This is a genomic window from Peribacillus sp. SIMBA_075 (genome assembly GCF_046534585.1).
In genome coordinates this window covers 1-409 of record NZ_JAWRYN010000152.1, presented here as the reverse complement: position 1 = coordinate 409, position 409 = coordinate 1, and the positions used below count along the sequence as shown (strand labels likewise).

General features: G+C 33.3%; 1 protein-coding gene. It reads left to right on the top strand.

Annotated features, from left to right (window positions below):
* A partial coding sequence (locus tag SB775_RS27565) for a glycerophosphodiester phosphodiesterase family protein (RefSeq protein WP_410864321.1) occupies positions 1 to 409 on the top strand: 409 nt, incomplete at both ends.

Here is a 409-nt window from a genome sequence, read left to right as displayed (position 1 = left end):
TTTGAAGCTAAAACGTCTTGCGAATGCTAATGTTCACGTGTCAGATTTAACGATGGAGGAGTTAAGACAGCTTACCCTTAGTCAAGAGGGGTTTTCAGGACAAATCAGTACACTTGATGAGATCATTAAGCTGTCAAAGGACAAAATCAAACTTAATATTGAAGTGAAGCTTCATGGTGGCGAAAAAGATTTCGTAAACAAAGTATTAAAAGTGATTAAAGATAATGAATTTGAGAAACAATGTGTCATTCAAACGCTACACTATCCGCTTATTAAAGAGTTTAAACGTGCAAATCCAAATATAAAAGTAGGATATATACTGTATGCGAGTAGAGCTGACTTAAAGAATGTGAAGGCTGATTTTTATGTAGCAGAAGAATACATGTTAAATAAGAAATTAGTAAAAGAA